31 protein-coding genes and 1 tRNA gene are annotated in these 23,494 nt (G+C 63.2%); 19 read left to right on the top strand and 13 right to left on the bottom strand.

What is annotated here, in order from left to right; genetic code table 11:
- Positions 1-21: 21 nt before the first annotated feature.
- The 4 genes from galU to NJH59_RS16975 all read right to left on the bottom strand — a co-directional run bounded on the left by galU (position 22) and on the right by NJH59_RS16975 (position 3,118).
- Entirely contained in the window at positions 22-861 is an 840-nt protein-coding gene (gene galU / locus NJH59_RS16990; RefSeq protein ID WP_043861741.1) for a UTP--glucose-1-phosphate uridylyltransferase GalU, read from the bottom strand.
- Between the two features lie 195 nt (positions 862-1,056).
- Positions 1,057-1,971 carry a c-type cytochrome gene (locus NJH59_RS16985; RefSeq protein WP_043861740.1) on the bottom strand — a complete coding sequence of 305 codons (915 nt, stop codon included), beginning with the start codon at positions 1,969-1,971 and terminating at the stop codon, positions 1,057-1,059.
- Positions 1,968-2,618, bottom strand: a complete 651-nt coding sequence (locus tag NJH59_RS16980; RefSeq protein ID WP_100632575.1) for a c-type cytochrome — start codon at positions 2,616-2,618, stop codon at positions 1,968-1,970. Before NJH59_RS16980 ends, NJH59_RS16985 begins: the two co-directional genes overlap by 4 nt.
- Positions 2,619-2,764: 146 nt before the next feature.
- Positions 2,765-3,118: a hypothetical protein gene (locus NJH59_RS16975; protein ID WP_043861738.1), complete on the bottom strand. Its 354-nt coding sequence runs from the start codon at positions 3,116-3,118 to the stop codon at positions 2,765-2,767.
- 155 nt (positions 3,119-3,273) lie between these two features.
- Here NJH59_RS16975 and NJH59_RS16970 point away from each other — a divergent pair, with 155 nt between their 5' ends.
- The 8 genes from NJH59_RS16970 to csrA all read left to right on the top strand — a co-directional run bounded on the left by NJH59_RS16970 (position 3,274) and on the right by csrA (position 9,063).
- Positions 3,274-3,576, top strand: coding sequence for a DUF1883 domain-containing protein (locus NJH59_RS16970; protein ID WP_043861737.1), 303 nt, complete (start codon positions 3,274-3,276; stop codon positions 3,574-3,576).
- A gap of 4 nt (positions 3,577-3,580) precedes the next feature.
- Positions 3,581-3,751: a hypothetical protein gene (locus NJH59_RS16965; protein WP_253087066.1), complete on the top strand. Its 171-nt coding sequence runs from the start codon at positions 3,581-3,583 to the stop codon at positions 3,749-3,751.
- A 26-nt stretch (positions 3,752-3,777) separates the two neighbouring features.
- Positions 3,778-4,851 carry a nitronate monooxygenase family protein gene (locus NJH59_RS16960; RefSeq protein WP_253087065.1) on the top strand — a complete coding sequence of 358 codons (1,074 nt, stop codon included), beginning with the start codon at positions 3,778-3,780 and terminating at the stop codon, positions 4,849-4,851.
- 78 nt (positions 4,852-4,929) lie between these two features.
- Positions 4,930-5,688, top strand: a complete 759-nt coding sequence (gene modA / locus NJH59_RS16955) for a molybdate ABC transporter substrate-binding protein (RefSeq protein WP_100632574.1) — start codon at positions 4,930-4,932, stop codon at positions 5,686-5,688.
- Positions 5,688-6,368 (top strand): molybdate ABC transporter permease subunit, encoded by a 681-nt coding sequence (modB, locus tag NJH59_RS16950; protein ID WP_054914304.1) that lies wholly within the window; start codon positions 5,688-5,690, stop codon positions 6,366-6,368. Before modA ends, modB begins: the two co-directional genes overlap by 1 nt.
- Before the next feature lie 3 nt (positions 6,369-6,371).
- On the top strand, positions 6,372-7,460 hold the full coding sequence (modC, locus tag NJH59_RS16945) for a molybdenum ABC transporter ATP-binding protein (protein WP_078481840.1): 1,089 nt from the start codon (positions 6,372-6,374) through the stop codon (positions 7,458-7,460).
- A 52-nt stretch (positions 7,461-7,512) separates the two neighbouring features.
- On the top strand, positions 7,513-8,550 hold the full coding sequence (locus NJH59_RS16940; RefSeq protein WP_054914302.1) for a DNA topoisomerase IB: 1,038 nt from the start codon (positions 7,513-7,515) through the stop codon (positions 8,548-8,550).
- A gap of 315 nt (positions 8,551-8,865) precedes the next feature.
- A complete protein-coding gene (gene csrA, locus NJH59_RS16935) occupies positions 8,866-9,063 on the top strand; it encodes a carbon storage regulator CsrA (RefSeq protein ID WP_043861731.1) in 198 nt (65 codons plus the stop codon).
- A gap of 48 nt (positions 9,064-9,111) precedes the next feature.
- Here csrA and NJH59_RS16930 read toward each other — a convergent pair whose 3' ends face one another.
- From NJH59_RS16930 to NJH59_RS16920, 3 genes are read right to left on the bottom strand one after another with little or no spacing between them, the layout of a single operon-like run.
- Entirely contained in the window at positions 9,112-9,504 is a 393-nt protein-coding gene (locus NJH59_RS16930) for a response regulator (protein WP_054914301.1), read from the bottom strand.
- Positions 9,505-9,523: 19 nt separating this feature from the next.
- Positions 9,524-10,969, bottom strand: a complete 1,446-nt coding sequence (locus tag NJH59_RS16925) for an ATPase domain-containing protein (RefSeq protein ID WP_253087068.1) — start codon at positions 10,967-10,969, stop codon at positions 9,524-9,526.
- A 4-nt stretch (positions 10,970-10,973) separates the two neighbouring features.
- The gene (locus tag NJH59_RS16920) at positions 10,974-12,137 is read right to left on the bottom strand and encodes a nitrogen regulation protein NR(II) (protein ID WP_054914300.1); all 1,164 of its coding nucleotides are present in this window, start codon (positions 12,135-12,137) and stop codon (positions 10,974-10,976) included.
- A gap of 269 nt (positions 12,138-12,406) precedes the next feature.
- Between NJH59_RS16920 and NJH59_RS16915 the strand changes: the two genes are divergently transcribed.
- From NJH59_RS16915 to NJH59_RS16875, 9 genes are all read left to right on the top strand, one after another.
- Complete coding sequence (locus NJH59_RS16915; RefSeq protein WP_043861727.1) at positions 12,407-12,601, top strand: hypothetical protein; 195 nt, start codon at positions 12,407-12,409, stop codon at positions 12,599-12,601.
- Between the two features lie 14 nt (positions 12,602-12,615).
- Positions 12,616-13,320 carry a YoaK family protein gene (locus NJH59_RS16910; protein ID WP_043861726.1) on the top strand — a complete coding sequence of 235 codons (705 nt, stop codon included), beginning with the start codon at positions 12,616-12,618 and terminating at the stop codon, positions 13,318-13,320.
- A 109-nt stretch (positions 13,321-13,429) separates the two neighbouring features.
- Positions 13,430-13,514, top strand: a tRNA-Leu gene (locus NJH59_RS16905).
- Between the two features lie 208 nt (positions 13,515-13,722).
- Positions 13,723-14,145 carry a nuclear transport factor 2 family protein gene (locus NJH59_RS16900; RefSeq protein WP_043861725.1) on the top strand — a complete coding sequence of 141 codons (423 nt, stop codon included), beginning with the start codon at positions 13,723-13,725 and terminating at the stop codon, positions 14,143-14,145.
- Complete coding sequence (locus NJH59_RS16895) at positions 14,142-14,906, top strand: SDR family oxidoreductase (RefSeq protein ID WP_253087064.1); 765 nt, start codon at positions 14,142-14,144, stop codon at positions 14,904-14,906. Before NJH59_RS16900 ends, NJH59_RS16895 begins: the two co-directional genes overlap by 4 nt.
- Positions 14,903-16,150, top strand: a complete 1,248-nt coding sequence (locus tag NJH59_RS16890; RefSeq protein WP_253087063.1) for an FAD-dependent oxidoreductase — start codon at positions 14,903-14,905, stop codon at positions 16,148-16,150. The genes NJH59_RS16895 and NJH59_RS16890 overlap by 4 nt, the downstream gene beginning before the upstream one ends.
- Positions 16,147-16,962 (top strand): DUF1365 domain-containing protein, encoded by an 816-nt coding sequence (locus NJH59_RS16885; protein ID WP_253087062.1) that lies wholly within the window; start codon positions 16,147-16,149, stop codon positions 16,960-16,962. Before NJH59_RS16890 ends, NJH59_RS16885 begins: the two co-directional genes overlap by 4 nt.
- On the top strand, positions 16,949-18,220 hold the full coding sequence (locus NJH59_RS16880; RefSeq protein WP_104572582.1) for a cyclopropane-fatty-acyl-phospholipid synthase family protein: 1,272 nt from the start codon (positions 16,949-16,951) through the stop codon (positions 18,218-18,220). Before NJH59_RS16885 ends, NJH59_RS16880 begins: the two co-directional genes overlap by 14 nt.
- Before the next feature lie 26 nt (positions 18,221-18,246).
- The gene (locus NJH59_RS16875) at positions 18,247-18,747 is read left to right on the top strand and encodes a DUF2878 domain-containing protein (protein ID WP_253087061.1); all 501 of its coding nucleotides are present in this window, start codon (positions 18,247-18,249) and stop codon (positions 18,745-18,747) included.
- On the opposite strand, the gene NJH59_RS16870 is transcribed toward NJH59_RS16875, so the two are convergent.
- From NJH59_RS16870 to NJH59_RS16860, 3 genes are all read right to left on the bottom strand, one after another.
- A complete protein-coding gene (locus NJH59_RS16870; RefSeq protein WP_253087060.1) occupies positions 18,716-19,240 on the bottom strand; it encodes a DUF3833 domain-containing protein in 525 nt (174 codons plus the stop codon). The two genes, NJH59_RS16875 and NJH59_RS16870, sit on opposite strands and share 32 nt — an antisense overlap.
- Positions 19,237-19,770 carry a chalcone isomerase family protein gene (locus NJH59_RS16865; RefSeq protein ID WP_054914294.1) on the bottom strand — a complete coding sequence of 178 codons (534 nt, stop codon included), beginning with the start codon at positions 19,768-19,770 and terminating at the stop codon, positions 19,237-19,239. Before NJH59_RS16865 ends, NJH59_RS16870 begins: the two co-directional genes overlap by 4 nt.
- Before the next feature lie 113 nt (positions 19,771-19,883).
- Positions 19,884-20,075, bottom strand: coding sequence for a hypothetical protein (locus NJH59_RS16860; protein WP_043861717.1), 192 nt, complete (start codon positions 20,073-20,075; stop codon positions 19,884-19,886).
- 242 nt (positions 20,076-20,317) lie between these two features.
- Between NJH59_RS16860 and NJH59_RS16855 the strand changes: the two genes are divergently transcribed.
- A complete protein-coding gene (locus tag NJH59_RS16855) occupies positions 20,318-20,881 on the top strand; it encodes a hypothetical protein (RefSeq protein WP_253087059.1) in 564 nt (187 codons plus the stop codon).
- 37 nt (positions 20,882-20,918) lie between these two features.
- Here NJH59_RS16855 and NJH59_RS16850 read toward each other — a convergent pair whose 3' ends face one another.
- A complete protein-coding gene (locus NJH59_RS16850) occupies positions 20,919-21,221 on the bottom strand; it encodes a hypothetical protein (RefSeq protein WP_253087058.1) in 303 nt (100 codons plus the stop codon).
- Positions 21,222-21,299: 78 nt separating this feature from the next.
- Positions 21,300-22,388, bottom strand: coding sequence for a methyl-accepting chemotaxis protein (locus NJH59_RS25520; protein WP_078481845.1), 1,089 nt, complete (start codon positions 22,386-22,388; stop codon positions 21,300-21,302).
- 245 nt (positions 22,389-22,633) lie between these two features.
- Here NJH59_RS25520 and NJH59_RS16835 point away from each other — a divergent pair, with 245 nt between their 5' ends.
- Entirely contained in the window at positions 22,634-23,017 is a 384-nt protein-coding gene (locus NJH59_RS16835) for a hypothetical protein (RefSeq protein WP_253087057.1), read from the top strand.
- A gap of 32 nt (positions 23,018-23,049) precedes the next feature.
- Here NJH59_RS16835 and NJH59_RS16830 read toward each other — a convergent pair whose 3' ends face one another.
- Entirely contained in the window at positions 23,050-23,472 is a 423-nt protein-coding gene (locus tag NJH59_RS16830; protein ID WP_058540370.1) for a hypothetical protein, read from the bottom strand.
- Between the last annotated feature and the right edge of the window lie 22 nt (positions 23,473-23,494).

The raw sequence follows: 23,494 nt of genomic DNA, 5'->3' as shown, positions 1-23,494 counted from the left end.
GACGCAACCGACCGAGTGAACTCAGTAGGCCTTGCCGGTCTTGTAGAAGTTTTCGAAGCAGAAGTTGGTCGCGTCGATGTAACCCTCGGCGCCACCGCAGTCGAAACGCTTGCCCTTGAACTTGTAGGCAATCACGCAGCCGTCCTGGGCCTGCTTCATCAGGGCGTCGGTGATCTGGATTTCACCGCCCTTGCCCGGCTCGGTCTCTTCGATCAGCTTGAAGATGTCCGGGGTCATGATGTAGCGGCCGATGATCGCCAGGTTCGACGGGGCGTCTTCCGGCTTTGGCTTCTCGACCATGTTGCGTACACGGTACAGGTCGTCGCCGATCAGGTCGCCGGCGATCACGCCATACTTGCTGGTTTCCTGCGGGTCGACTTCCATGATCGCAACGATGGTGCAGCGGTACTGCTTGTACAGCTTGACCATCTGCTTGAGCACGCCGTCACCGTCGAGGTTGACGCACAGGTCGTCGGCCAGCACCACGGCGAACGGCTCGTCACCGATCAGCGGGCGACCGGTCAGGATAGCGTGGCCCAGGCCTTTCATTTCGGTCTGGCGGGTGTAGGAGAACGAGCACTCGTCGAGCAGGCGACGAATACCGACCAGGTACTTTTCCTTGTCGGTGCCCTTGATCTGGTTTTCCAGCTCGTAGCTGATGTCGAAATGGTCTTCCAGAGCGCGCTTGCCGCGGCCGGTGACAATGGAGATTTCGTTCAACCCAGCGTCCAGCGCTTCTTCAACGCCGTACTGGATCAGTGGCTTGTTCACCACTGGCAGCATTTCCTTTGGCATGGCTTTGGTTGCTGGCAGGAAGCGGGTGCCGTAACCGGCTGCCGGGAACAAGCATTTCTTGATCATAAACGTCCTTAACAAGGGGCTGTGCAGTACGAAATTCGGCGCAGTCTAATCAGGCGGCGATGCGCTTACAATGCCCCCGTGGCCCGGCCGAATGAATGATAGAGAAAAACTCAGTGTAGATAGTTCCCGCAGGTTGCAAATAATCCGCGTATCCAGGCCCGCAGGCAGGCCTGGATACGCGGATGGGCGAGCGTTCTAGCCGCCTGTGCCCTGCCCGATCAGCACCCCGTCGACCTTCTGGCCATAGAGGTTGACGCCGTCATTGGCGTGGAACTTGAGCCGGGTTTTTTCCACCGAGCCTTCGACCAGGCGCGGGTCCTGAGGGCGCTCATGCGCGTTGATGAAGGCCGCCACGTCCCAGGCCTGCTGGTCGGTCAGCGTGCCTGGCTTGCCCAGCGGCATGTTGTGCTTGATGAACGAGGCCGCCGTGTTGATGCGGTGCATGCCGGCACCCCAGTTGTAGGAGTCCTTGCCCCACAGCGGTGGCATCACATAGTCCTTGGCCACCTTCTGGCCCTGGCCGCTGTCGCCGTGGCAGATGGCGCACTGCTGCTGATACACCTGGGCACCGCGCTTGATGTCATAGCCCTGCGCAGGCTTGTCGACCTCCGGGTAGCCACGCCCCGGTGTCTCGACGCCGATCGGTGCCTTGCTCGCCAGCCAGTAGGCATACACCGACAACGCCGTCATCTCGGGGCTGTCGGCCGCCGGCGGCTTGCCGTTCATGCTGAACTGGAAGCAGCCCTGGATACGCTCGGCAAAGGTGTTGACCTTGTCGTTTTTCTTGCGATAGGCAGGGTACATCGGGTAAGCCCCCCACAGCGGCGCCGAATGCGCCAGCCGCCCCTGATCCAGGTGGCAGTTGCTGCAGTTCAGGCCGTTGCCAACATACTCGGGGGCCAGGCGCTTGGTGTCGACGAACAGCGCATAGCCGTCGCGCACCATCTTGCCGAAGGCGTTGTCGGGCAACTCGCTTTCGGCGGGGGGCTTGAAGCTGGCAGGCGTGCTGGCCGGCGCCACCTTCAGTTGCGACTGGTCTTCCATGGCGATCGGGGCCGCCTGAACGCCGCCCATGAACAGGGTCAGGGTAGTGAGTAGCAAGCGATTCATTGGGCGGCCTCCTGGCTGGCGCGGGTGGCAAAGTATTCAGCCAGCGCCTTGACCTCGGTATCGGTCAGGGCTTTGGCGACACCGACCATCAACTGGTTAGGGTCGTTGCTGCGCCGGCCGTCGCGCCATGCGTCAAGTTGCCCGGCCAGGTAGCTGGCAGGCTGGTGGGCCAATGGCGGAAAGTGCTCGCCTACCCCCACACCACCCGGCCCGTGACATTGCACGCACCCGGGGATGCCTCGGCTCCAGTCGCCGTAAAGCGCCAGCGACTCGACCGGGTCGGTTGCCATCTGCTGGCGACGGGTATCAGGGGTGGGCGGTACCGGCATTGCCGCCAGCGTGGCGCTGATGGCGCTGATCTCGGCGTCGCTCAGGGCCTTGGCCAGCGGCTCCATGATCGGCTGCTTGCGGCTGCCGTCACGAAAGTCCTTGAGCTGTTTGCTCACATAGGCGGCCGGCAGGCCAGCCAGGCGTGGGAAGCCGGCGGCGGCCATGCCCAGGCCATCGGGGCCATGGCAGCTCATGCAGGCCATGGCAGAGGGGTTCTCCCCTCCCTGGGTGAATATCTTCTGGCCATCGGCGGCAGTGGCGGCTTGCATTGAAAGCAACAGCAGGCTGCCTATCAGGATTCGATCCAGTGGGATCATCACGGACTCCATTTTTCTTGTTATAAGCTTAGACTTATAAAATATAAGCCTACCGATACTAGGCCTATCCGGCCAGCGCTACAACGCGGGCAGGCACAGAAAAATGCAGGGACAACCACTGAATCGTTTAAACGCGGCTCACGCAATCACTTGGAGATGCACACGCTCACAGCCGCTTTGACATCCCCCGGGCGCAGGGGAAAATTGCTCAACCGCTCATGCAACTTGACCGCGCTGCCACTCGAGCGCTCGCTGATCTCCAGCACTGCAGCCGGGGACTTGTCCGAGAGCTTCTGCGGAACCACCACGCGCAGGCCGCTACCCCGCTCCTCGATGGTCAGCGGGCCACGGCTATCAGCCAGTTTTTGCTGAACGCAGGTGGCAAACTCGCGTGGCGACTTGCCCGAGATCACGCTCATGGTCTCGGGGCTCTGTTCGATTTCGGCTACATTGGCACAACCGGTCAGCGCAACTGCCAGCGCTGGTACAACCCATTTCATCGGTACCCCTCCATAAAAAACCGTTGGACCATGGCCAGGCCGATTTGCTCCCTGGATTGGCAGTTTTATCTCTGGCCTTGGCACTCAGCCCCACAGTGTAACCCGACATCGTGCTATCGTTTTGATTTGCCAAAAGATCCCTTGCGGAGAGCGACATGAAATTCGTACACCAGCGCGAGCACCTCAATGAAGACGACATCGTCGTCATCCACTGCTCCCAGCGCTGCAATATCCGCCTGATGAACGATGCCAACTTCCGCAGCTTCAAGAATGGCGGCCGGCATACCTATCACGGCGGCGCCTTCGTCGACTTCCCGGCGAAGATCACCGTGCCCAGCGACGGCTTCTGGAACATCACCATCGACACCGTCGGCCCGCGTGCCCTGTCGGCGGTAAGCAAGCCGACCTTCACCCACACGATCAAGATCATCCGCCGTTCGTCGTCGAAGCTGAGATAACCCCATGAGCGAAAACATCAAGTACGTCATCAAGTACAACCTCGGCGGCGAGCGTCGTTTCGACTTCGCCGTGCTCAGCAGCACGGCGCCACAGCAGGTCGAGGAAGCCTTGCGCAAACTGCACGGCGAAGACTTCAGCAAGATCACCGACATCAAGGTAAGCAAGGCGCTGTAACCCACGCCCACACAAGGAGCCCCGCGATGAGCCAATGGCCGGACCCACGTATCCTCGACCTGCTCGGTATCGAGTTGCCCATCATCCAGTCACCGATGGCGGGCGCCACGGGGTCGGCCATGGCCATCGCGGTCAGTAACGCCGGGGGGCTGGGCTCGCTGCCATGCGCGATGCTCACCCCCGAGCAGATACGCCAGGAGATCGCGACCTTCAGCCAGGCCAGTCGCGGCCCGCTCAACCTCAATTTCTTCTGCCATCGGCCACCCGCCACCGATGGCGAACGTGCAATCCGCTGGAAGCAGGCACTCAAGCCGTACTACGAAGAAGTGGGTGCCGACTTCGGCGCCACCACCCCGGTCTCCAATCGCGCGCCCTTCGACGAAGCGGGCTGTGCCTTGGTGGAAGACTGCAAGCCTGCAGTGGTGAGCTTTCACTTCGGCCTGCCTGCGCCCGAGCTGCTGGCGCGGGTCAAGGCCAGCGGGGCCAAGGTACTGTCCAGTGCCACCACGGTCGAGGAAGCACGCTGGCTCGAAGCCCATGGCTGCGACGCGATCATCGCCATGGGCTATGAAGCAGGTGGGCACCGCGGCATGTTCCTGAGCGATGACCTCACCACCCAGATCGGCACCCTGGCGCTGGTGCCCCAGGTGGCCGATGCGGTCAAGGTTCCGGTGATCGCGGCTGGCGGCATCGGCGATGCCCGCGGTGTTGTGGCGGCCTTCGCACTGGGCGCCTCGGCCGTTCAGGTGGGCACCGCCTACCTGTTCTGCCCCGAGGCCAAGGTGTCGGCCGCGCATCGCCAGGCACTGCACAGCGCACAGGCCAGCGATACCGCGCTCACCAACCTGTTTACCGGGCGCCCGGCACGCGGCATCAATACCCGCATCATGCGTGAGTTGGGCCCGATGAGCCCCCTGGCCCCTGCCTTCCCCCTGGCCGGCGGCGCCTTGATGCCCCTTCGCGCCATCAGCGAGCCGCAGGGCAACAGCGATTTCAGCAACCTGTGGGCCGGCCAGGCGCTGCGCCTTGGCCAAGCCCTGCCGGCAGCCGAACTGACGCGCCAACTGGCAGAAAAGGCGCTGGCATTGATGTCACGGTAAAACAGATCTTTCCGTTTGTCGGGCAATCGCTATATATTCCAATGCATAACGATTACCTCATGCACATGGAGCTGTTTGATGAGAATGCGCGCCCCTCGTTTTGCCCTGACCGCCGTATTCGGCATGCTGACCCTCAACAGCGCCTGGGCCGATGAAGTCCAGGTGGCCGTCGCGGCCAACTTCACCGCGCCCATCCAGGCTATTGCCAAGGATTTCGAAAAGGACACCGGCCACAAGCTGGTCGCCTCCTTCGGCGCTACCGGGCAGTTCTACGCGCAGATCAAGAATGGCGCGCCCTTCGAGGTGTTCCTGTCGGCCGACGACACCACCCCCGAAAAACTCGAGAACGAAGGCGAAACCGTCAAGGGCTCGCGCTTTACCTACGCCATCGGCACCCTCGCGCTGTGGTCGCCCAAAGCGGGCTATGTGGATGACAAGGGCGAAGTCCTGAAGAAAAACGACTACAAGCACCTGTCCATCGCCAACCCCAAGGCCGCGCCCTACGGCCTGGCCGCCACGCAGGTACTGGCCAAGCTGAACCTGACCGAGGCCACCAAGGGCAAGTTGGTCGAAGGCCAGAACATCACCCAGGCGTTCCAGTTCGTTTCCACCGGCAACGCCGAGCTGGGCTTCGTGGCGCTGTCGCAGATCTACAAGGACGGCAAGGTCAGCAACGGCTCGGCCTGGATCGTGCCGGCCAACCTGCACGACCCGATCAAACAGGACGCTGTGATTCTCAACAAGGGCAAGGACAACGCCGCCGCCAAGGCGCTGGTCGATTACCTCAAGGGCCCCAAGGCCGCTGAAGTGATCAAGTCGTACGGCTACGAACTCTGATGCCACTGGACGCCAGCGACCTGGGCGCCATCTGGCTGACGTTCAAGCTGGCGTCGCTGACTACCCTGATCCTGCTGCTGATCGGCACCCCGATCGCCTGGTGGCTGGCGCGCACGCGCTCCTGGCTGCGCGGGCCGATCGGGGCGATCGTGGCCCTGCCCCTGGTGTTGCCGCCCACGGTGATCGGCTTCTATCTGCTGATCGCCCTGGGACCCCACGGCTGGCTTGGCCAGGCCACCCAGGCGCTGGGCCTGGGCACCGTGGTGTTCAGTTTCACAGGCCTGGTGATCGGGTCGGTGGTGTACTCGATGCCGTTCGTGGTGCAACCGCTGCAAAACGCGTTCAGCGCCATTGGCGAGCGCCCGCTGGAGGTGGCTGCCACCTTGCGCGCCAGCCCGTGGGACTGCTTTTTCAGCGTGGTGCTGCCCCTGGCCCGCCCTGGCTTCATTACCGCGAGCATCCTGGGCTTTGCCCACACCGTCGGCGAGTTCGGCGTGGTGCTGATGATCGGCGGCAATATTCCCGACAAGACCCGCGTGGTTTCCGTGCAGATCTTCGACCATGTCGAGGCTATGGAGTACATGCAGGCCCACTGGCTGGCCGGCGCCATGCTGGTGTTCTCGTTCCTGGTGCTGCTGGCGCTGTACGCCAGCCGCCGCGGCAAGCCGGCCTGGAGCTGACCGATGAGTGCATTGATCCAGGCCCGGTTGCAGGTGGCCTTCGACGATTTCCGGCTGGATGTCGACCTGCAACTGCCCGGGCGCGGTGTCAGCGCCCTGTTCGGCCATTCGGGCTCGGGCAAGACCACCTGCCTGCGCTGCCTGGCAGGCCTGGAGCGGGCCGACCAGGCCTACATCGAGGTCAATGGCGAGGTCTGGCAGGATTCCGCACGCCAGTACTTCATGCCGCCCCACCAACGCCCCATCGGCTACGTGTTCCAGGAAGCCAGCCTGTTCCCCCACCTGAGCGTGAAGAACAACCTGATCTTCGGCTGGCGACGCATCGCCCAGCACCAGCGCCAGGTCGGCCTGGAGCACGCCTGCGAGCTGCTGGGCATCAGCCACCTGCTCGCGCGCAAGCCGGACACCCTGTCGGGCGGTGAACGACAGCGCGTGGGGATCGCCCGTGCGCTGCTCACCAGCCCCAAGGTGCTGCTGATGGACGAACCCCTGGCAGCCCTGGACGGCCCGCGCAAACGCGAGATCCTGCCGTACCTGGAGCGCCTGCACGACCAGTTGCAGATCCCGCTGATCTACGTCAGCCATGCGCAGGACGAAGTGGCGCGCCTGGCCGATCACCTGGTGCTGCTCGAACAGGGCAAGGTGCAGGCCAGCGGGCCGATCAGCCAGACCCTGGCCCGCCTGGACCTGCCGCTGGCCCTGCAGGAGGACGCCGGGGTGGTCATCGAGGGCGAGGTGGACGCCCACGACGCGGCCTACCAGTTGCTGGACCTGAAACTGCCGGGCAGCGACCTCAGGTTGCGCCTCACCCACGAGGCGCTGGCCCCGGGGGCGCGCCTGCGGGTCAAGGTCCAGGCACGCGACGTGAGCCTGAGCCTGGCCGACGACAGCCGTTCGAGCATTCTCAACCGCCTGCCGGTGCGCGTGTGCGCGCTGCGCGCCGGTGACAACCCGGCGCAGATGCTGGTGAGCCTGGACGCCGATGGCACAGCCCTGCTGGCGCGGGTGACGCGCTACTCGAGCGACCAGCTGGGGCTGCACGAAGGCCAGCAGTTGTGGGCGCAGATAAAATCGGTGGCATTGCTGGGCTAACTTGCGCGAACGGCTGCTGTCCATCGTCAGAGCCCCTACGCGAGCGCCCAGCATGAGTGTCGACCTGCCCCCTTTGCCCAGTGGCCTGCATTACGTGGATGACAGCCGCCCCGGTTTCCATCGGCGCCTGCTGCGCAAGCACTTTGCCTATTTCGACGCCCACGGCCAGCGCATCACCGCACCGGATACCCTGGCCCGCATCAAGGCGCTGGCCATACCGCCGGCCTATACCGATGTATGGATCTGCGCCGACCCGCGCGGCCACCTGCAAGCCACCGGACGCGACGCACGTGGTCGCAAGCAGTACCGCTATCACCCCGACTGGCGCGAACTGCGCGACAGCCACAAGTACGACCGCATGCTGGCCTTCGCCAAACGCCTGCCGCGGCTGCGCAAGCAACTCGACGAGCACCTGGCGCGGCCAGGCCTGGACCGCGAAAAGGTCATGGCACTGGTGGTCAGCCTGCTCGACAACACGCTGATCCGCGTGGGCAACCGTCAGTATGCCCGCGACAACCGCTCCTACGGGCTGACCACGCTGCGCACTCGCCATGTGCAGGTCGAAGGCAGCGCGATACGGTTTCGCTTTCGCGGCAAGAGCGGCATCGAGCACCAGGTGACCCTCAAGGACCGGCGCCTGGCACGCATCGTCAAGCGCTGCCTGGAACTGCCGGGCCAGGACCTGTTCCAGTGGCAGGACGCGCTGGGGCAATGTCACACCGTCGGTTCGGCGGACGTGAACGCCTACCTGCAGCAATTGACCGGTGCCGACTTCACCGCCAAGGACTATCGCACCTGGGCCGGCAGCGCGCTGGCGCTGGAGTTGCTGCGCGAGCTGCAATGGCAACCGGAAACCGAAGCGCGCCGACAGATCGTGGCCATGCTCAAGCAGGTGGCGTCGCGACTGGGCAATACCCCCGCCGTATGCCGGCGCAGCTATGTGCACCCGGCGCTGCTGGAGCGCTTCGTGCTGGGCGAGCTCCACGCGCTGCCACGGCCACGGGCGCGCCAGCGCATGGAGCTGGCCGAGGTGGCCCTGGCACGTTTTCTCATGACATTGAATGCATGTGATACGAATGAAAATCATTAACTAGCACATTAAATAACCCTACTTTTTAAACGCCGCCGTTCCATAGAAAAAAGACATATCCCCCATCAGGCAGAGAAATTTCCCATATGCGTTGAAGCCCCCTATGCTTGCGTCCATGGGCGATACCGGTTGTGCGTAATTGCCCATCTGCCCAATCGGAACCTGTGACTAAAGACCTCAACAGAATCTTGTGCTCGGGGAATTAATTTCCATCGAATGCGTCTTTAATGAAGGGAAAGACGGCTGTGCCACCGCGCACACCCGGCCTGTGCAGCTACCGCCTGCAAGGCATTCAAAGTTACCAAGGAGAAGTACATGCTGATACTCACCCGCAAAGTTGGCGAAAGCATCGTCATCAATGATGACATCAAGGTCACCATTCTAGGGGTCAAGGGGATGCAAGTGAGGATCGGCATCGATGCACCCAAAGATGTCCAGGTGCACCGTGAAGAGATTTACAAGCGCATTCAAGCCGGCAGCCCGGCGCCGGAGAAGGGGGATGATCATCAGTAACCAGGGCTAATCGAGTCGCACGGATGCGCTTGGTCCCGGCAACACGGTTCACTGAAGCTCTGGCGTATCCCGCCCGGCCTCCGCCACACCGATGAATGCCCTGACCCTGGCCACCATGCTGGCAGTATCGAACGGCTTGTCGAACACTGCAGAAAACAGGTCAGGTATGGCTTTGCCGATACTTGCCTGGGCCCCGCTCATGAGAATGACCGGTAGGTCCGCAAACTGCGCATTGCTGCGAATCGCTTTGGCCAACTCCTCGCCATTCATTATCGGCATCATGTAGTCGGTGATGACCAGGTCGATTCGCACCTTCTCCAGCACGTCCAGGGCCGTCTTGCCATTGGGCGCCTTCTCGACCTTGTAGCCGGCGTCCTCCAGGGCATACCCCAGGATATCGGCGATCACATACTCGTCGTCCACGACCAGAATCGTGCTCATGGCTGCCAGCCCAGGGCTTTCATGCCCCTTGCGCCGATGAAGCGGTGCCCGACATCACCGCGCTCGCCTGAACGAACGCCTTGTCGAGCTCGATGCCTGTCGAACGGATGACCAGCTCCAGCAGGGCCGGATCGTATTCACTGTCGCGCACCTTGAGGATCGACAGCAAGCGTTTGAGCTCGGCGTCCAGCTCGACGAAACGCATCAGGAACAGGTTGTCGACGATCGACGACAGCTCCGACGCGGGTGCGTTGATTTCAGAGCCGAACAGGTCGCGCATCTCCCAGGTCGCCAACACCGTCACATCCTCGGCACGCAGCTCGCCCATCAGCGCACGGAAGAACTCGTTGAGCCGCCCCTGGTTGGTGGCCAGCCGGGCAAACGCGCCCAGGCTGTCGATCAGCACCCGTTTGATGCGGTGCTTGCGTACATGGCTGAGCAAACGGGCGCCCACGCCATCGAGCAACCCTTCGGTAGTGGGCTGCCACGCCAGGTGCACCGCCCCGCTTTTCTCCAGTGCCGGCAGATCGATACCGATGGCCTTGGCCTTGATGCGCAAGCGCTGCGGGGTCTCGTAGAAGCCGAAATGCAGGCCCGGCTCGGCCACTGTGGCACCGGCCAGAAAACTCAGGCCCAGGGAGGTCTTGCCAATGCCCGACGGCCCCATCGCCAGCGAGACCGAAGCGCTGGGAAAGCCCCCGCCCAGCAAGCCATCGAGACTGGCCAGGCCCGTGCCGACGCGGGTCAACACCTCGCTGCCCGGGCTGGAGGGGTGGCTGTAGAGTGCTTCGAGGCGCGGATACACCTTCAGCCCCTGCTCGGTGATCTCGCATTCGTGCACCCCGGACAGCGCCCCGCTGCCGCGGGTCTTGCGCAACTGGATGCGTCGCACCGAACGTGCGCCGTACAGGTCCTCGCCCAGCTCGATGACGCCATCGACCATGGTGTGTTCCGGGCTGCCGTCATCCAGGCGCGAACTGGTAAGCAGCAGCAAGGTGCAGCCGGCAAACGCGGCATGGCCTTGCAGCTCTGAAATGAACTTCTTGGTGTCGAGCACGTTTTCGGCGCGTGAACGTGCATTGAGCAGGCCGTCGACAATCAGCAGGGAGGCGCCCTGGCGGCCGATTTCACCGCGCAGCAGCTTGACCACCGCCTCCAGCCCCTCGCTTTCGAGGGTATCGAAGGCACTGAAGAACTGCAGCTGGTTGCCCACCAGCGCAGGGTCGAAAAAGCTCAGGGTGGACAGGTACTGGAACAGACGCTCATGGGACTCGCTCAGCAGCGTCGCCACCAGCACCCGCCCGCCCGTGGCCACATGGTTGAACGCCAACTGGTTGGCCAGGATGGTCTTGCCCGAGCCCGGGCGACCCTGGACGATATAGGACGAGCCGGCCACAAGGCCGCCCTTGAGCAGGTCGTCCAGACCTTCGATGCCTGTAGCAAGACGCTTGAGCTGCTCCACGATAGGTTCACTCGCTTTGAAGGTTGTCGGGCTGGGGTGGCTGCCATGCCGGCAGGCACAGGGTCATGCAGGTGCCGCGACCGCTTTCGCTCTCGACCCTGATGCAACCGTTGCTCTGCTTGGCAAAACCGTAGGCCTGGCTCAACCCCAGGCCGGTTCCCTTGCCAAAACTCTTGGTGGTGAAAAACGGCTCGAAAATGCGCGGCAACACCGCAGCATCGATACCACGTCCGGGGTCGCGCACGCTGATGAGCACATGATCGCCAACCAGCCCGTCCCACTCCCCCTGCAGCACCTGGTTGCGTGCAACCAGTTCGATGCGCCCCTCGGCATCCATGGCGTCACGGGCGTTGAAGATCAGGTTGAGCAGCACCATCTGCAACTGGCCGCTGTCCACCTCGATATCCGATACCTCGCCCTGGATATCCACCAGCAATTCGATGCCCTTGGGCAGCGCCTGGGACAGCAACGCCTGGCTCGCCCGGACCAACTGCGCCACATCGACCCGGCTTGTGCTTTGCACCTTGCGCCGGGCAAACCCGAGCAACTGCTGGGTCACCTGGCTGCCGCGTTCGCCGGCATCGACGATATGCTGCAACAGGCGCTCGGTACGCTGCGGGTCGCGAGAGGTCATGGCCAGCTTGGCCGAGCCGATGATGATCGTGAGCAGATTGTTGAAATCGTGGGCCATGCCCCCGGTAAGCTGGCCGAGGGCTTCCAGCTTCTGCGACTGGAACAGCTGCGCACGCATGGCGTCCAACTGTAATGCGGCTTCCCGACGATCGGTGATGTCGCGGGTGATTTTCGCCAGCCCGACCACCTCGCCCTGCTCGTCCCGAATCACATCCAGTGCCGCCAGGGCCCAGAACTGCGTGCCGTCCTTGCGCATGCGCCAGCCTTCGTCCTGTGCCCCGCCGGTGCTCAGCGCACGATTGAGCAACCAGCCAGGCCGGCCTTCGGCGCAATCCTGCGGCGTGAAGAACATCGAGAAGTGCCGACCGATGACCTCGTCGGCGTTGTAGCCCTTGATGCGCTGGGCCCCCAGGTTCCACGACACCACATGGCCCTCGAGGTCGAGCATATAGATGGCGTAGTCCGCAACGGTCTGCACCAACTGCTCATAGCGGCTGGCGTGCATGGTTTGAAGGTCAGAGCGCTGGGAAGAATCCATGGCAAACCCGCAGGCACCGCAGTGAGGACAATGAGAAGGTAGACAACCGGGTGCCTCTGCAATTCCGTAATTTCGAAACAGTCGTATCGACCTGCAGGACGTGAACGATAAATCACTGGCGGAACAGTGGCGCAGTGATTGCCCGGTGTCAACGGGTGCTCACCTATCCGGGCAGTGCCCGGGGAAATCGTTCCGGGCCGGGGGGCAACTTGTTATAGTCCACAGGTGCAAGCGCAACCGGGGGAAGGACGTTGACCACAGATGCAAGGATGAAAGGCATTCACGATGACCTGGAGCACACCGCCGCCGATCTGGAGCAGATCGCGCGCGAAATGGCCGGGCATGCGCGCTACCTGCAGCACTCGGCCCACCCGCAGGATGCCCTGGAAGTGCAGCGCAGCATCAATGGGCTGCAGGCATCGATCGACCAGTTGCGCAGCGTGGCCGACCGCATCGAACCCTAGCCCCGGAGACGCCCATGCTGCCAGAGCGCCCACAGGGCCAACGCGGGCCGCTGACTACCCTCGTCTACAAGCGCCGGGGCCGCGTCGGGTTGTTTTTCGTCGCCGCCCTGTCGGTGCTGGCGGGCATGACCGACGCCATCGGCTTTCTCGCCACCGGCGATTTCGTTTCTTTCATGAGCGGCAACACCACGCGCATGGCCGTCGCCCTGGGCGATGCGCACTGGGCACTGGTGGCCCGCCTGGCCCTGCTGATCGGCGCCTTCATTGCCGGCAACGCGCTGGGGGTGATCATCGCCCGCCTGAGCGCCAAGCGAGCATGGCCGCTGCTCGCCCTGTCGGCGGCACTGCTGCTGGGGGCAGGCCTGTGGGGCGCGCAGGCGCAGTTGCCGGCGCTGCTGGGCGCGATCATCGCCATGGGCATGCTCAATGCGGCGGTCGAAGAGGTGAACGGGCTGCCCATCGGGCTGACCTATGTAACCGGCGCCCTGTCGCGCTTTGGCCGCGGCCTGGGCCGCTGGCTGATGGGGGAGCGGCGTCCGGGCTGGCGCGTGCAACTGGTGCCGTGGTCCGGCATGTTCGGCGGCGCAGTGCTGGGCGGGCTGCTGGAGCACCGCTACGGCCTGGCGGCGCTGATGGCCTGCGGTGGCTTCGCCCTGGCGCTGGCCATCGTGTCACTGCTGATTCCGCGTCGCTGGCTGCGGCGTTACATGGCAAAGTAGCGGGTGCGCGAGTTGACTCGAATATAACGATGAGTTATAAAGCCGCCTTGATCCGGAAGGTAAAGTGTCGCACACACCCTGTGCCTGACCTTGCAGCCGGATGATCCGTGCGAGTGTGGTGGAATTGGTATACACAGCAGACTTAAAATCTGCCGGCGTGAGCCTTGCGGGTTCGAGTCCCGCCACTCGCACCATCTTCTGAAAAGCGCCCCTTGGGGCGCTTTTCTGCTTTCTGCGTCCTGCGTTCTCCCCCGCCTTGCCCCTGCCCCTGCGTCCATCTCCCTGCAGCAAAATCTGCAGGGATGAATTGACTTGTACAAATTTCCCTCTAACCTGCAAATATCTTGTACAAATAACAACACATGTACAACTAAATGACCACAATGGTCATGGGTGCAGGCAATGTCCGAGTATCTCAAACGCTTTGCAGAGCGATTCTGCGCCATCGACGCGCACAACCTGGGTGTGCTGCGCGAGTTGTACAGCGACGATGTCCAGTTCCGCGACCCGCTGCATCAGATCCACGGCATGGCCGCGCTGCAGGATTATTTCGCTCAGCTGTACGCCAACGTCGATCAGGTGCGCTTCGAGTTCCACGGTTATGACCAGGTCGACGACGGGAAGGGCTACCTGCGCTGGACCCTGCACTACCGGCATGCGCGCCTGAACGGTGGGCGCCCGGTTCAGGTACAGGGTTGCTCGCACCTGATGTGGCGCGACAAGGTCTACCTGCACCATGACTACTTCGACGCCGGGGCGCTGCTGTACGAGCACCTGCCGGTGATGGGCAGCGTGATCGGCTGGCTCAAGCGGAGGCTGGCATGAGACGCATCTGGCTGACCGGCGCCAGCAGCGGCATTGGTGCGGCACTGGCCCCCCTGCTGCTGGCCCAGGGGCATCGCCTGGCGGTCAGCGCGCGCAATGTCCAGCCCTTGCAGGCATTGGCGCAGCGCTACCCCGACCAGGTACTGGTGGTACCGGGCGACCTTCGCGAGGGTGACCAGGTGCGCGCGATCGCCCAGCAGATCGCCCAGGCCTGGGGTGGCCTGGACCAGGTGATACTCAACGCTGGCACCTGTGAGTACCTGGACAGCGAAGCCTTCGAAGCCGCCATAGTCGAGCGCGTGGTGGCTTCCAACCTGTTCAGTGCCAGCCACTGCGTGGAGGCTGCCCTGCCCCTGCTGCGCCAGGGCCGACAGCCGCACCTGGTGGCCGTGGCCAGCGCCGTGACCTTTCTGGCGCTGCCCCGCGCCGGTGCCTATGGCGCCTCCAAGGCCGCGGTACGCTACCTGTTCGAATCGCTGCGCATCGACCTGGCCCGCGAAGGCATTGCCGTGACGCTGGTCAGCCCGGGCTTCGTCGACACCCCGCTGACCCGGCGCAACGACTTCCCCATGCCGCTGTGCTGGCCCGCCGAAAAGGCCGCACGCCATATTGCCCGGCGCCTGTACAAGCGCCCGTACACCATTGCCTTTCCGCTCCTGTTCATCGCCGGCCTGCGCCTGGTCGCGCTGCTGCCGGTGAGCCTGCAACTGGTACTGGGCAAGCACCTGTCACGGCCACTGCGCCAGGAACCCCACCCATGAAGATAGCCATCATCGGCAGCGGTATCGCCGGGCTTACCTGCGCCCACCTGCTGCAGCGCCAGCACACCATCACGCTGTACGAGTCCAGTGACCGGATTGGCGGGCACACCCATACCGTCGACGTGCAGCTTGGCGAGCGACACTACGCGGTGGATACCGGGTTTATCGTGTTCAACGACTGGACCTACCCCAACTTCATCCGCCTGCTCGATCAGCTGGGCATCGCCTCGCGCCCTACCGAAATGAGCTTTTCGGTCCACGACCCGCAGACCGCCCACGAGTACAACGGCAACACCCTCAACAGCCTCTTCGCGCAGCGCCGCAACCTGTTGTCGCCGCCCTTCTGGGGCATGCTCTACGACATCCTGCGCTTCAATCGCCAGGCCCTGAACGACCTGGAGCAGCAGCGAGTCAACGACACCCTTTCGCTGGGCGACTACCTGTACATGAACGGCTACGGCGAGCGCTTCATCGACCACTACATCGTGCCGATGGGAGCCGCCATCTGGTCGATGCCGCTGGCGCAGATGCTGGGCTTCCCGCTGCAGTTTTTCGTGCGCTTCTTCAAGCACCACGGGCTGCTGTCGGTCAACGACCGCCCGCAATGGCGGGTAGTGGAAGGTGGCTCGCGCAGTTACCTGGCCCCGCTGTGCGCACCGTTTGCCGAACGCATTCGCCTCAACTGCCCTGTACTGGGCGTGACCCGCGATGCCGACGGTGTCAGCCTGTTCAGCCGAGCAGGCATGGAGCGTTACGACAAGGTGGTGTTCGCCTGCCACAGCGACCAGGCGCTGCTGATGCTGCATGATCCCAGCCAGGCCGAGCGCGAGATTCTTGGCGCGCTGCGCTATGCCGACAACGACGTGGTCCTGCACACCGACACCCGCCTGCTGCCGCGTCGCCCCTTGGCCTGGGCCAGCTGGAACTACCGCCTCGGCGGCTCGCAGTCCCAGCCGGCCGCCGTCACCTACAACATGAACATTCTGCAGGGCATCGATGCCCCGCAGACCTTCTGCGTGAGCCTCAACCAGACCGGCGCCATCGACCCCGGCAAGGTCCTTGGCCGCTACACCTATGCCCACCCGCAGTTCAGCCTTGCCGGGGTACGGGCCCAGGCGCGTCACGCCGAACTGTGCGGTGCCCGACACAGCTACTACTGCGGCGCGTACTGGGGCAACGGCTTTCATGAAGACGGCGTGGTCAGCGCGCTGCGCGTGGCCGCCCAATTTGGTGAGCAGTTGTGAACAGCGCGCTCTACCAGGGCTGGGTCAGCCACCGCCGCCCCGCCAGGGGGGATTTCGGCTTTGCCTACCGCATCGGCCTGCTGTACCTGGACCTGGACGAGCAGGCGCAACTGCCGGCGCTGTCGAGGCTGGCCGGCAGGGGCCGGTGGAGCCCCTTTGCCTTCGACGAGCGGGACTATCTGCCAGCCGCCACTCACCAGGGCACGCCCCTCAAGAGCGCCGTGCTGGACCTGCTCGAACAGGTGCTGCACCACCGCCCCCAAGGGCCGGTGTGCGTACTGACCCAACCCCGCAGTTGGGGCCTGGCCTTCAACCCGGTGAGCTTTTTCTACTGTTTTGAAGGTGACGGGCGTCTGGCTGCGATTCTCTGCGAGGTCACCAACACGCCCTGGCGCGAACGCTTTCACTACGTGTTGCCCGCCGACGGCCCGGGGCCGTGGAACTTCAGCGTGGCCAAGGCGTTTCATGTGTCGCCGTTCCTGCCCGCCGACCTGGAATACCGCATGCACTTCTGCACACCTGCAGCACGTATCCGTGTGCGCATGGAGGACTGGCAGGCACACACCCGGGTGTTCAGCGCCGTGCTGAACCTGGCGCGCATCGACCTGGACCGACGCAGCCTGCACCGGCACCTGCTGAGCTTCCCGTGGATGACCGCCAAGACCCTGCTGGCCATCCATTGGCAGGCCTTGCGCCTGCTGCTCAAGCGTCATCGCCTGTTCGACCACTTCGCCGCCCGGGGCACCTGGCGGCGAGCCAAACCGATCAATGCACCCGACAGCGCAAAGGACACCCCCCATGAAGAGCCCTGAGGCAATCCCGGCAAAACGCTTCGCGTCCGCCGGCAACGGCATCGGCGTGATGCTGCTGCGGCGCGCTGTGCTGCGCCAGCTCGAACGCCTGCGCCACGGCGCACTGGTGGTCATCGAAGCCAATGTGGTGCACCACTTCGGCGACGCCGGCGCGAACCTGCAAGGGCATGTCCAGGTAGTGGACGACGCGCTATGGGGCCTGGTGGCCAGCAACGGCTCGATTGGCGCAGGCGAAGCCTACGTGCACGGCTACTGGACCAGCCCGGATCTTACCGCCGTGGTCCGCGTGCTGGTGGCGAACCTGGAGGTACTCGACGGCCTGGAAGGCGGGCTGGCACGCCTGGGGCGCCCGCTGCTGCATGGCCTGCACTGGCTCAACCGCAATACCCGGCGCGGCGCCAGACGCAACATCGCCGCCCATTACGACCTGGGCAACGAACTGTTCGAGCGCCTGCTGGACCCGAGCATGATGTACTCGGCGGCCATGTTTCAGGGGGCAGACGATACCCTGGAACAGGCCCAGCACTACAAGTTGCAGCGCATCTGCCAGAAACTCGCCCTCACCCGCGACGATCACCTGCTGGAGATCGGCACCGGCTGGGGCGGCCTGGCCATTTACGCGGCACGCCACCACGGCTGCCGGGTAACCACCACCACGGTGTCGGCCGAACAGTTCGCCTATGCCCGTCGACGCATCGACGAAGCCGGCCTGCAGGACCGCATCACCCTGCTGCTGGAGGATTACCGCGACCTGCAGGGCCAGTACGACAAGCTGGTTTCCATCGAGATGATCGAAGCTGTCGGCCATCGCTACCTCAGCAGCTACTTCAGGCAATGCGCGCGGCTGCTCAAGCCCGATGGCCTGATGCTGCTGCAGAGCATCACCATCCGCGAACAGCGCTACGCACAGGCGTGCCGCTCGGTCGACTTCATCCAGCGCTACATCTTTCCGGGCGGCGCCCTGCCTTCGGTGGGGGTGATGCTGCAGGTGATGGGCCGCGACACCGATCTGAACCTGCACCACATGGAAGAATTCGGCCTGCACTATGCGCGCACCCTGCGCTGCTGGCACCAGAACCTGCAGCAGGCGCGCCAGCCGTTGCAGGCGTTGGGTTATGACGACACGTTCTACCGCTTGTGGGAGTTCTACCTGTGCTACTGCGAGGGGGGCTTTCTGGAGCGTGCCATCGGCACCGCCCAGCTGTTGCTGGCCAAGGCCGGCGCACGGCCCGCACCGCTGCTGGGGCAACCAGGCTGAACCGGCGGACAGCGCATTGGGCAGCGGTGCTGGGCAATGCGCTGCTGTTTCAGCTTGGCTGGTTCGCCTGCGTGCTGGGTGCTCGCCACCCCGCCTTGCTGGCAGTGGCAGTGGCCTGCCTGGTGACGCACCTGAGCTGCCTGGCCAGGCCCGGCGAGGTGCGCCTGATCGTCGCCGTCAGCCTGTGCGGGTGGCTGACCGACAGCCTGCTGCTGGCGCTTGGGGTGTTCGAGTTTGGCGGTCATCGTTGGCTGCCGCCGTTCTGGCTGCTGTTGCTGTGGCCGGTGTTCGCCTGCACCTTGCGCCACAGCCTGCACTGGACCGCCAACCCCTGGTGGCGGGCCAGCCTGCTGGGCGCGGTGGGCGGCCCGTTGTCCTACTGGGGCGGTGTGCAGCTTGCCGGTGCCGGGCTGCCATTGGGCACCTGGCCGAGCCTGCTGGTGCTTGCCGCTGTGTGGGCCTTGCTGCTGCCGGTACTGCACCGTCTCGGCCGGCCTAATGCACCTGCTTGCGAAAGAACAAGGTGACCTGCCCGACTTCGATGCCGAACTTGGTCATGTAGGAGCGGTTGGCCAGGGTGTTATCGTCCAGCAGGTACATCCAGTCGTCGAAGCGGATGGCCCAGGTCTTGCCGTCCACCGGTACGTCGAGCACGTACTGCCAGCGCAAGGCGAAACCGGCGTTCTGCCCGCGCGCCTCTTCCACCACATCCCCGGCCGTGCCGCGCCAACGTCCCGGGCCGTCCGGGCGAATGGTCCAGGTGCGTTGCTGCCGGGTGCCGTCGCTGTAGGTGAAGTGCTCGTTCAGCACCACGTTATCGCCTTCGCTGCGCCCTTCGATCAGCACGTGAAAACGCTTGATGACCTCGCCGGAACGCTTCTGCACGATGCCCCAGCCGTCGACGCGGCCGTTGAAGTACTGGCGCAGGTCGAACGCCGGTGACTGGTTGCGGTAAGCCTCGACATCGACATTGCCGCAGCCGGCCAACAGCAGGAACACCAACAGGTACCAGGCTTTCATGGGGAAGCTCCAAGGAGTTGCCGACGCAAGTCGGGGTAGCGGCTGCGAGGGTCCAGCCAGATGGCGAAGAACGCACGGGCGAATGCCTGGTCACGCACTTCGTGCTGCAGGCGCTCCCCCACATAAAAGCGACAGCCAAGCCCGGGAACGTACACGCCCGTGATGCGCATACCCGCCTCGACATCCACGAACGCCTGCTGCATCTGCGCCTGCCACTGGTCCCGTTGCGCTGCCGTCAGCGGGGTGGCAGACAGACGCTGGATCTCCTCGAGGCTGACCTTGACCAACCGCTCGCGACTGACCGCGCGCCGGTAGGTGATCTCGAGGGCGAAGCCATCGCCCTCGTTCAAGCGTGCACCGGGGGCCCACAATCGCGCCGTATAGATATCCAGGCCCCAGGTCCTGAATTCAGCACTGCCTACCAGACGCGCATCCGGCAGGTCGGCCCGCCACCCCGCCTGGGCGTAACCGCAGGCCAGCACACCGATCAGCAACAGCAGCCTGCACAGCGCGATGGGTGGTGGTCGCATGCGGTACTCCCTGGCAGCCCCTTGGGCGGGGGGTTGCGGCGATACTTGCACATGGAAAATTTTATGTACAAGTTAATTGCCGTATCTGTACACGCTAGCACAGCCTGCAGAAGTCACTGCTTGACGAACACTACCCACGACGGCGAGGAGTCGATGATCTGCTCCTTGAACTCGATCTGGACCTGCCCTGCCCCGAACAGGCTGATGTCCTTCAGGCCCAGGCCACCCTGAACCACCACCCGTGCATCCTGCGGAAGCCGCGACAAGGCTGCCACCAGCTCGCCAACGGTCTTGTACTGCGCCATATCAACCTCACTGTGCAAAAGCCAATCGGCCATCTTCGCCGAGGCCCGCGAAGCCTCGCAAGGGCGCATTGCTTTTTCAAATCCGTGCGCTTAGGATTAACGCTTTTTGATAAAGAAACAATTTTAGGAAACGTCTTACATAAAACTATTTATGTTTCTGTTTGACTTAATCCGAAACGCTCTGGGCGGGCGTGAATCCTTCACCTGCATCACGCGACATCGCCTTATCCAAGGATACCGACTTGAACGCTAATCTGCTGACCTTATCCCTCGGGCTGCTCCTGGCACCTGCCTGCTGGGCGGCCTATCCGCCAGAGCCCACCAAATCCTGGAAGCTCGAGCCCGACAGCTTTGTCGGTATTAAGCTGGACGGCAGCAATCTTGCCGAACTAACGCCATGTCCTGCAGATGCGGTTGCCCCTACCTCCGAGCCGATGTGTTTGGAGCAAACCTCGCTGGCTGATTTCTACAGCATCAGTGGCACCGCCTATATTGGCCTAGTCAGCGACTACTTGGTGGGCTTAAAGCTCAACGCGGGGCAGTTAGAATACCTTTCGATATCAGGCAGCGCGGAAGGCTTCAACGATATCCATCAGCTACTGGTTTCGAGATACGGTCAACCGACGCGCCGCGAGAGCAAGAGCCTCGAAATGCGCAACGGACTCATGTTCAACAACGACATCCTGATCTGGGAGGGCAAGCAGGTCACCATCACTCTGCAGCGCAACACTGATAACTACCGGCAATATTCAGCAACGTTCACCAACATCGGTAGCCATCCAGAATTGGCGGAAGTCCAGCCATGAGCGCTTTGCAATCCTGCGCTGGAGCAGCGAACTCCAGTCAAACCAGCACAAATCTGTACCACAGCACAAATGCCGCCAGTGCGATGCCCTGCACGATCAGCAACACCCGAGCACCATCAGGCCTGAACGCCAACAGCCAATAGGCAAACACCAGTGGCAGGCACAGCAGGTTGGTCAGTGCCAGCGCAAAAATCGCCAGCACTGGGCCCAGCGAGGGGAACATGCTGGCCGGGCTCAACAGGCAGTACAGGGAAGCACAGATACCAACCGCCGCAATGATGAGCGCACAAACAACGCAGAAACGACGCGCGACGTCGCGCTCATCCAGCTCCCCAACCATGCAGCACTCCCTTTACCCGATCCGATCGCACGAATCCTACCACTTTTGCTCCCTCGCGCCGGTGCCTGCAACTGTCGATCAGTCGCCGCGATGGGCGAGCGCCTGCAGCACCTGGTTCACCTTGAGGCTGGCGGTCTCCATGCTGTCCAGCGAGGCCACCACCGCGCTCCAGTCCTTGTGCTGCGCCTGGTGCAGCGCATGGCTGGCCGATTCGTGGCAGATACGGTGGGGGTCGTCGAGCTGGGCGAATGCCCGGTCGTGCTGGTAGATCTGCTGGGTTTCCGGCATCAGGTACCACTTGCCCAGGCGGCAATGCTTGTGGTCCGACAGCTCAAGGTTCGGGTCCTGATTGAACAGGCGCAGGTACACCATCAGCTTGAACAACAGGTGGTCGAGCTTGACCGCCTCGCAGAACGAACTGAGTGCCATGTTCTCGATCAGGGTGGTCATGTGGTCCCCCATCACCACCATTTCGTCCAGGGTCTGCGCCGAGGTCGACACGTCGCCAGCCAGGCGCGTGGCTTCATTGGAGAGGTTGCCGATCGAGTTGCTCGCCGCCGTGGTATCGACATTGATGGCGTCCACCAGCACGCTGATGTCCTGGGTGGCCTGGTGGGTGCGCTGGGCCAGGGCCCGTACCTCGTCGGCCACCACCGCAAACCCGCGCCCCTGCTCACCGGCCCGCGCCGCCTCGATGGCGGCGTTGAGTGCCAGCAGGTTGGTCTGGTCTGAAATAGCCTTGATCAAACCCACGATGCTGCTGATTTCGCTGACCCGCGCCTGCAGATGGGTCACGCTCTCGACACTGCTCACGCCTTGACCGGCCATATGCGTGAGCGAGGTGGAGAACGACGAAAGCAGTTCGGACGTCTCGCTGAACACGCCGCTGTTGGCCTTGAGGTGGTCGACCTCCCCGCGCAGGGTTTCGGCCTGGCTGACCACCCCATCACGGGTCTGCTTCATCGACTCGTCGAACATGCCCATCTTGCTGTGCAGATCACATTGGTAACGGCTGTAGGCATTGAGCTCGGCCTGCTCACCCTGGGTTTGCGCCAGCAAATCGGTCAGTTGCTGGTTTTCCTGCTGGAGCGCCAGATTCTGCTGCTTCAGCTCCTGCAACTCACGCGCCTGTGCGTTGACCTGTTCTCGCCACTTTCTACCAAACATTGCCACAACTCCCCGGCACGCAACGCCTATCGATATGTGTCTCGATTTTAAAGGCGCAGCAGGGAGGTAACATTGACATCAATCAGCCATCATGCATGAATTGGCCCCTTGCGCACTGCCCAGAGCGTCTACATCGCGTTTTTCGCGTCCTTGAAAATGCCCATGGCCATGGCACAGTGCGTGGGCTGCAGTGTTTTCTCTTCGTTGTCGCAGGTAGCTGTATGGACAAACTCACCACCTTTCGAATGGGCCTCACCCTGGCTGCCGTACTGGGCCTGATGCCCCTGACGCTGCTGTTCATTGCCGGGTGCATCGGTTTTTTCTTCCCGATGTTGGTCATCAGTGAGCAACCGCTGTTCGCGATACCCATAGCCATGGGCCTGATGTCGATTTCGTTGTTCGGCCTCTGGTCGTGCTGGAAGATCTACCTGCTGGCGATGGCTGAAATACCCGTGGTACCCAACCGCCGCCTGCTGATCTGCGGGGTGGCAGTCACGCTGATATGGGGCGGCGTGCTGGCCGGCTTCACTCACAAGTTCCCGCAGCTCGTGTATATCTTCATGATGCCCGGCCTGCTGTCGGCCGCCCTGTTGTGGCATACACTGCGGCGGGAACGGCAGGCGGGGTGACGCGCCCCTTCATCCCCCCCTTGGTCAACGGCTTAGCGCTGGTCAGCCTCCAGCGACCTATCGGGCCTGCGCCGCTCGAGGGCGACCGCAAGCCCCGCCAGCAAAATGGCCAGCGCGTAGGCAAAAAGACCAAGGTTGACGCCCAGGATCATCTTCTCCGAACCGTCGGTGAGTACCATCGAGCCGCCGTAGCCATCGCGCAGCCAGTACGCCATCAGGAACCCGCCGGTGACGAACAGGGTCAGCAGGCTCGCCAGCCTCAGGTTATCGCGCCCCCACACCAGCCAGACGCTGTACGCACCAATGGCGGTATTGGTGAAGAGCTGCCAGGTTTCATGCAGGCGCGCGTGTGGCTCCCAGGCCTGATTGAAGACGTGGGTATCATTGATTTCGAGGATCGGTACCACGACGGCGTAAAACACGATACCAACGGTGACCATCAACTTCGCTATCATCGCAAACTTCCTTGTTCAGACC

It is taken from the genome of Pseudomonas sp. VE 267-6A (assembly GCF_024126555.1).
In the GTDB taxonomy this organism is placed as follows: Bacteria; Pseudomonadota; Gammaproteobacteria; order Pseudomonadales; family Pseudomonadaceae; genus Aquipseudomonas; species Aquipseudomonas palmensis.
This window is presented reverse-complemented; position numbering and strand designations above follow the sequence as displayed.